6 protein-coding genes are annotated in these 8,095 nt (G+C 55.8%); 1 reads left to right on the top strand and 5 read right to left on the bottom strand.

Annotation, left to right across the window (positions count from 1 at the left end; genetic code table 11):
• The 4 genes from ABJI08_RS11285 to ABJI08_RS11270 form a co-directional block, all read right to left on the bottom strand.
• Positions 1-538, bottom strand: a 538-nt coding sequence (locus ABJI08_RS11285) for an IS6 family transposase (protein ID WP_348401944.1), incomplete at its 3' end; no start/stop codon positions are given.
• Positions 539-597: 59 nt separating this feature from the next.
• On the bottom strand, positions 598-1,332 hold the full coding sequence (locus ABJI08_RS11280; protein ID WP_348401943.1) for a peptidase: 735 nt from the start codon (positions 1,330-1,332) through the stop codon (positions 598-600).
• Between the two features lie 100 nt (positions 1,333-1,432).
• On the bottom strand, positions 1,433-2,422 hold the full coding sequence (locus ABJI08_RS11275) for an alpha-E domain-containing protein (protein WP_348401942.1): 990 nt from the start codon (positions 2,420-2,422) through the stop codon (positions 1,433-1,435).
• Positions 2,422-3,849, bottom strand: a complete 1,428-nt coding sequence (locus tag ABJI08_RS11270; RefSeq protein WP_348401941.1) for a circularly permuted type 2 ATP-grasp protein — start codon at positions 3,847-3,849, stop codon at positions 2,422-2,424. The genes ABJI08_RS11275 and ABJI08_RS11270 overlap by 1 nt, the downstream gene beginning before the upstream one ends.
• Positions 3,850-3,985: 136 nt before the next feature.
• Here ABJI08_RS11270 and ABJI08_RS11265 point away from each other — a divergent pair, with 136 nt between their 5' ends.
• Entirely contained in the window at positions 3,986-7,471 is a 3,486-nt protein-coding gene (locus ABJI08_RS11265; RefSeq protein ID WP_348401940.1) for a transglutaminase family protein, read from the top strand.
• Positions 7,472-7,828: 357 nt separating this feature from the next.
• Here ABJI08_RS11265 and ABJI08_RS11260 read toward each other — a convergent pair.
• A partial coding sequence (locus ABJI08_RS11260; protein WP_348401939.1) for a DDE-type integrase/transposase/recombinase occupies positions 7,829-8,095 on the bottom strand: 267 nt, incomplete at its 5' end.

The raw sequence follows: 8,095 nt of genomic DNA, 5'->3' as shown, positions 1-8,095 counted from the left end.
CTCGTCGTCGAAACGGAAGGTGTGAATTCTCGGCCCGGTTGTTGAACCAGCGCCCTGTTTCCTGGTGATCTGCGTTGCCTATGACCTTCATCGCGGCGCCGTAAGACCGCAGTAAGTCGGTCACGATGACATGTGGTGGACTAAAGCGCTTCATTGTTTTTCTGAGGAATTTCAATGCTGCTTTACGATCCCGACGCTTGGTGACATCGCTTTCAAGCACCTCCCCCTCGTGATCCACGGCCCTCCAGAGATAATGGGTTTCTCCGTTGATTTTTACGAACACTTCGTCCAGATGCCATTGCCAATTCGAATGAGCTCGAAGTTGCTGAACCCGTTTCCTGCGGATTTCAGCCGCAAACAATGGGCCGAACCGGCTCCACCAGAAACGGACCGTTTCGTGGCTGATCTCGATACCGCGTTCGTGCAGCAGGTCTTCCACATTGCGCAACGAAAGTGGATAACGCACATACATCATCACCGCCAGACGGATGATGTCGGGAGACGTCTTGAAGTACTTGAATGGGTCGCGATTTATCATCCGGCGACGCTATGCGCCCGCACCGCCCGTCTCAACCAGTTTTCTTCTGACAGTACCGTTCAAACGACTGAAAAGTCAAACATATCGTTAAATGCGTTGCGAAGGGCGCTTGACCAGGCGTCAGACAGAGCGAGGTAGTTTTGATCATGCTCTTCGATGCGACGTATCTGCGAAAATCGCATTTCATCGGCATGAACAACCGAAAAATCCAAAGGCATGCCAACCGAGAGATTGGAGCGGAGCGTTGAATCCATCGATAAAAGTGCGGCTGTCACACTGACATTGACGGGGGACTCAACATTGATCACGCGGTCCAAGATCGGTTTGCCGTATTTGTGTTCGCCGATCTGAAAATAGGGCGTGTCCTCACCGGCCTCGATGAAGTTTCCGGCCGAATAGACGTGGAACAGGCGCATGCCGCCGCCGGCGCGTTGGCCGCCCACAATAATCGAGGACATAGTGCTTTCGCCCATTTGGGCGATATTGGTGCCATAGCGCGTCTGGATGATGCGCATCGCGTCACCAACAATTTCGGCAACCCGAAACATCGACTCTGCGCTCAAAAGCGTATCAATGCCTTCTTGCGGCTTGTCGATGTTCTCTTGCAAGAGGCTGATCACTGCCTGAGTGATGGCCAGGTTGCCAGCTGTCATCATGGTGATGACACGCTCCCCGGGGACCTCCCAAGTGAACATTTTGCGATACTTCGAAATGTTGTCCACCCCCGCATTGGTGCGGGTGTCGGACAGGAACACCATTCCGGCATTGGTCTTGATAGCAACGCAATAAGTCATCGGGCCTCAGGCTTGTTGGCATGATCTAGAGTTGGGTCTAGAGCTGGATTCTCTCCCCATCGCCCGGCTTCTAACACCGTATCGGACCGGTGCCGAGGGGCTATTGCGTCAGACTGTCGGCAATATGTCCAGACGGAATTCCGATTTCGACGCCAAATCCGAAAGCTGATGTAGCGTTCTGTGCCATCACATTTGTATCCACGATGAATTTGGTCAGCCAGTCATGCAGCCCCAAATCGAAAATCTCGTTGTTGCTGGTTGCCCTAAGCCTTTCTTCGGCGGCGCGCGCCTGTTGTGCGACGTCCTGTTGCACAGGAAGGTCAGAGGCAAGTTTTTGAAGCAAAACGGTGATCTCTGATAGCGCCGACATAAGAGACCGTGGGCTTTTGTCATTCAAAACCAAAAGATCGACGACGCCACGCGGGTCAACAATGCGACTATAGAGATGGCGAAAGGCCACTGCCGAATTCGCGGCGCGCAGGATTTGCACCCATTGCAGATAGTCCAAACCACCGCCAACATCCGTGGCATGGGGTAGGAGCACATGGTATTTCACATCAAGCAAGCGCGCCGTGGCATCGGCCCGTTCAAACCATTTCCCCAACGCGATAAACTGCGAGCTGTCATCGCGCAGCATCGTGTTTTCTATTTTACCAAGTGCTAGGCCGCTCCGGGTTCGCACCCAATCGACAAAATCAGCAAGGTTTTCTCGATCACAATCTTTCTCAAGTCGATGGCGCAACCCGGATCGCGTGTCATTGACGGCCTCCCAAACGTCGGCCGTAATGGCGTTGCGGACGGCCTTGGCATTTACCCGCGCGGCCTCGATGCAAGAGGCAATCGAAGACGGGTTGGAGAGATCTCGGATCAGGTGGTCTGCTACAGTTTCCGCATCGGCCTCTTCGAGTGAATTTGGGAATGTGGTCGTCGCACCCGAGGCCACGATAACAGAGCTCCATTCGCTGTGCTGGTCGTCGGTCCTTGGCAGGCTGTCCAACCGGCGCCCTGCATCCAGCAAACGCGCGGCAGTATCCATTCGTTCGATATTTCGGCCCAACCAAAACAAGCCCTCTGCAGTTCGACTTAGCATCAGGATGTCTCCTCTGAACGTAACACCCAGGTATCTTTGACCCCGCCGCCCTGGCTCGAATTCACCACGAGCGAGCCTTCGGTCAAGGCGACGCGACTTAATCCGCTGGGCACCATACGCGAGGTTTTGCCCGAGACGACAAATGGGCGCAGATCAACGTGGCGCGGGGCAAGCCCGGCATCGGTCAAAATCGGTGCCGTTGAAAGCGATAGGGTCGGCTGGGCAATGTAATTGCTGGGCGTGGCCTTTAACTTGGTGGCGAATTCCGCAATCTCGGCCTTTGTCGATGTCGGCCCGATCAACATGCCGTATCCACCCGATCCTTGAACTTCTTTCACAACAAGGTCGGCAAGGTTGTCGAGAACATAGGCAAGATCATCGCTCTGATCGCAGCGGAAGGTTTGAACGTTGGGAATGATCGGCTCTTCGCCCAGATAGAAACGGATCATATCGGGGACATGAATATAGGTGGCTTTGTCATCCGCAATGCCGGTCGCCGGCATGTTGATCACGGTGACGTTACCGGCCATCATCGCATCCATCAGCCCGCGAACACCAATCATGCTGTCCTCGCGGAACATCGCCGGATCAAGGAAGGCATCGTCAATACGGCGATAAATCACATGAACTTGCTCGAACCCATGGGTCGTGCGCATGTATACCTTTTGGTCATCGACAATCAGGTCAAGGCCTTCGACCAGTTCAATCCCCATCATATCTGCAAGGAATGAGTGTTCAAAATAAGCTGAGTTGAACTGACCCGGAGTCAGGATGGCCATTGTCGGAGTGCCCGAACAATTGGGCGGCGCAACCGATTGCATCGCTTCGGCAAGAATGTCCGCATAGCCATCCACCGGGCGGATACGGCCATCGCGAAACAACTCGGGGAACATGCGCGACATGACCTCGCGGTTTTGCAGGACATAGGACACACCGGACGGGGTTCGACAATTGTCCTCAAGCACGAAAAACTCATCTGGTCCGGTGCGGACCAGATCGACACCAATAATATGGGCCCAAACATCATGGGGCGGCCGGTAGCCATTCATCTGCTCAAGATAGGCGAGGTTCTGGGTGACCATGTCTTCGGGTATGATCCCGGCCTTTACGATCTCGCGGGGGCCAAAAGAGTCCGCGATAAAGGCGTTCAAGGCGCGGGCGCGCTGGATCGAACCGCTTTCGATCATGTCCCATTCACGGGCGTTAAAAATGCGCGGCACCATATCAAACGGGATCAAACGATCAGGATCGCCCCCTTCGCCGTAAACCGCAAAAGTAATCCCAATCCGGCGAAAAATCGCCTCGGCCTCGGCTCGACGAGTCTGGATCGCCTCAACCCCATGTCGCTGCAGCCAGTCGACCACAAGGCGGTATTCTGGGCGGTCAATTGCCCCGTTTTTCATCTCATTATAAAATGTGTCCTGCATTGGTGTCCCTAAATTCACATTAAGGTTGACCGTATTCCCCCGTGCCCGCCAAACAAGAAGGAACCGTCAATTTGGTGGATTTGTAGCCGCAGTCTGCCACTTTTCTTAGACCCTGCAAAAAAAAGTAGCACTTGGAATGTCAATAAGCGTCGCACTGAGCCATCAAACAACTTACGAATATGATCGCCCCATCAATTTGGCGCCCCATGTGGTGCGGTTGCGACCTGCACCTCATAGCCGGACCCCAATCAAGAGCTACAGCCTCAAGATTGAGCCCGAAGACCACTTCTTGAATTGGCAGCAGGATGCTTTTGCCAACTGGAGCGCACGCATTGTATTTCTGAAGCCGACGGAAAAATTCTCGGTCACGGTTGATTTGGTGGCCGATATGGTCGCGATCAATCCGTTTGACTTTTTTCTGGAAGAGGACTGTCAGCAGGTCCCATTTGAATACACCAAGGATCAGCGCAAAGATCTGCGCCCCTATCTCAAAAAGGTGGGCCGAGGAGACGTGTTCCGCGAGTTCGCCGCACAGGCCCCCGAGCAGACCGGTACAACGAATGACTGGCTGGTGGCGATCAACACCTTTATTGCCAATCGTATCAATTACACCATCCGAATGGAGCCGGGCGTTCAAAGCCCCTCGGTTACCATCCGCAAGGCATTGGGGTCTTGTCGCGATAGTGCTTGGCTTATGGTCGCGACACTGCGCGAGTTGGGCTACGCCGCGCGCTTTGTTTCCGGCTATTTGATTCAGTTGACCTCTGACATCAAACCCATCGAAGGGCCCGCCGGTCCACAGGATGATTTCACCGACCTGCACGCGTGGTGCGAGGTATATCTACCGGGGGCGGGTTGGGTTGGCATGGACCCGACCTCGGGGCTTTTTGCCGGTGAAGGGCATATCCCCTTGGCCGCGACCCCAGAACCAAGTTCCGCCGCCGCCATTTCCGGAGCGCATGACTTCGCCGAGGTGACGTTTGGCTTTGATATGTCCGTCAAGCGCGTTGACGAACCTCCACGTGTGACCCGTCCGCTGTCTCCGGAACAATGGGCCGAGATCGACCGGGCGGGGCTCGCCATCGAAGACAAAATCCAAGCGCAGGATATGCGCCTGACGATGGGGGGCGAGCCGACATTTGTGTCCGCCATCGACCGCGACGGCGAGGAATGGACAACCGAAGCCGTTGGCCCCACCAAACGCACCTATGCCGACAATTTGGTGCGTCGTCTGCGCGACCGGTTTGCGCCGCACGGTGTCCTGCATCACGGTCAAGGCAAATGGTATCCCGGAGAACCGCTCCCCCGTTGGGCCTATTCCCTGATCTGGCGCGGCGACGGGTTGCCACTTTGGTCAGAGGCCGAGCTATTGGCCAAGGAAAACACCGGGCATGCGACCCATGAAACCGCCGAAGCGTTTTCTGAACGGCTGGTGGAAGCGCTTGACCTTGGCGAAGAGGCTGCTGCCCATCCGGTCTTTGAGGATCCGATGCATTTCGTTGGCAAAGAAGCCATGTTGCCCGACAATGTGACGGTTCAGGACAACAAGCTTGAAGACCCACAAGAGCGCGCCCGCCTGGTGCGCATGTTGAACAACGGGTTGTCCAACCCTGTCAGCTTTGTCATCCCGATCCAACTGGCTCAGGCCAAAGCCAGCGCGCGGCGGCGTTTTCGTTGGGCGTCGGACGTCTGGAGCACGCGGCGCGACAAACTGTTCCTCCTGCCCGGGGATAGCCCAGCAGGATACCGGTTACCGCTGAACTCGCTTGCTAGGTCCGAAGAGTTCAAGCAGATGTTCCGCGATACTTTGCTGCGCCGCAAACGCCGGCTCCCGCCCCGCCGTGTCGTGCGGCGTGGGGCCGAGCCTGACAGCGCCGCCGAGAACGAAGAGTACATGACAACGCCGTTTTTCGGCCCCGGATACGGGCCGAACGGACAAGTGGGCTTTGGTCAGCCGATTATGCCAATTCCAGCGAAGAAGGTACGCCAAAAACGCCGCTCCCCCGCTCCCGGACCTGCGCAGAACTATGGCGAAGATGTCTGGCTGCACGACGTCGCGGATTCCGATGATTGGCTTGCCGGTGAAGGCACCCATTGGGTCGAAGGCATGCCAATCCGAACCGCATTGGCGGTAGAACCGCGTGACGGTATTTTGCATGTTTTCATGCCGCCAACCGGATCATCGGACGAATATCTCGACCTTGTCGAAGCGGTTGAGGAAGCCGCGGCCGAGATGAAGCTGCCTGTGCGGATCGAAGGCTATGAACCGCCCAACGACGGCAATTTCAATGTGATCCGTGTGACGCCGGACCCCGGTGTGATCGAGGTCAACATTCATCCCGCCAAAAACTGGCAAGCGCTCAAGGAAATCAACGAAGTCCTGTACGAAGAGGCGCGGCAAAGCGGGTTGGACAGCTTTACGTTTATGGTTGATGGGCGTTTGACCGGCTCGGGCGGGGGCAACCACATCGTGGTGGGGGGCGAAACACCCGCCGACAGCCCATTTTTGCGGCGTCCCGATATGGTCGCGTCGATTGTTCGATACTGGCAACGCCATCCGTCGCTGTCTTACCTGTTCTCCGGCACCTTTATTGGCCCAACCAGTCAAGCCCCGCGTTTTGACGAGGGGCTCGCGGATAAGGTTTATGAGATGGAAATTGCCCTGATTGAGCTTGGTCGCATTCAGGAAACCGGGCATGCCATGCCGTGGTTGTCAGATCGCATTTTGCGTCATTTGCTCACAGACCTAACCGGCAACACCCATCGGGCCGAAATTTGCATCGACAAAATGTATTCGCCAGATGGCCCCACCGGGCGATTGGGATTGGTCGAATTTCGTGGGTTCGAAATGCCGCCACATTGGCAGATGAGTATGGCTCAATCATTGGTGATGCGCGCGTTGCTGGCGTGGTTCTGGGAAAAACCTTATACGGAGCCGCTGGTGCATTGGGGCAAGGAGTTGCACGACAAGTTTTTGCTGCCGCACTATTGTCGTGCCGATTTTGATGAGATTCTAGAGGATCTTAGCGCGGCCCATGGTCTGGCTTTCCGCCCAGATTGGTACAACGCCCAATATGAAATGCGATTTGGTGAGGTCGGCAATACCACGGTTGAGGGGCTCAAATTGACCCTGCGCAATGGCATCGAACCTTGGCTTGTTCTGGGCGAAGAGGCCACAGGCGGCGGGACCTCGCGCTATGTTGACAGTTCACTGGAACGTGTCGAGCTTAAGGTCGAGGGCGATCTGGGCAGCCGTTTCGTCATCACCTGTAATCAGGTCGAGGTGCCGTTGCAGAAAGTCGGGCCGAATACCCATGTTGCCGGCGTCCGTTTCCGAAGTTGGCAACCCTGGTCGTCGCTGCATCCCACCATCCCGGCCCATGCGCCGCTTGTCTTTGATGTCTATGATCGGGTCTCAGGCCGATCCGTTGGTGGCTTGAAATATCTGGTTGCCCACGAAGGGGGCCGCGCCCATGAAACCCGCCCCGTCAACGACTTAGAGGCCGAAGGCCGACGTCGCGTGCGGTTTCAAAAAGGTCAGCACACGCCCTTTAAGTTCGACCCGATCAAGCCAAGGAAAAACAACTGGAACGAAGCAACGCTTGACCTGCGCTTTGTCTGATTGGCGGAGCTTGCCGTAGGTCGGGGCTTGTTAAAGCAACAAGGAAACGGGCGAAATTGAGGGCCCAAGCAAGGTGCGACGCGGTTTGCTTGGGTGCGACCATGAGCCCGCAGCGCCTTTGCGTCTTGCGCCTGGGGCCAAGCGGATATTTCGACCCTCACCAAGTCGGTCCAGATGTTTCGCAGCACAAAAGTCCCGGAAAACCCCCGCGCATTTTCAACGTCCACAGTAAGTTAACAGACAGGACGGCCCATCTTTTTGTGACCACAATTAAGGCCCAACCCAGTTTGCGAGTTGGCTCAATGGTGGTGTCAGACAAATTCGAACCAGTCTGTGCTAGGCCAGTGAAGCTGTCCTTTATGCCACGCAAAGCCCGCGCCACTCAGCGAGAGCAGCGGTGCGGTTCAGCTTGAAATGGCATCTTTTCGAAAGGCTACGATCCTGATTGAAGTGGTTGAAAACGGATGCATGGATAGAAACAAATTTCTGCAAACTTCGCATTCGGCGAAAGCGGTGCATGGCGCGCTCTTTTCGTCGAAATGGTAGATGGGAATTCTCTGCGCGGTTGTTCTTCCAACGACCAGATTCCTGCCGGTCAGCATTTCCGATGACCTTCATCGCAGC

Source organism: Shimia sp. (genome assembly GCF_039969785.1).
Classification (GTDB): Bacteria; Pseudomonadota; Alphaproteobacteria; order Rhodobacterales; family Rhodobacteraceae; genus Shimia.
Note: the sequence above shows the minus strand (reverse complement) of the source record. Positions and strands in the feature narration are given on the sequence as shown.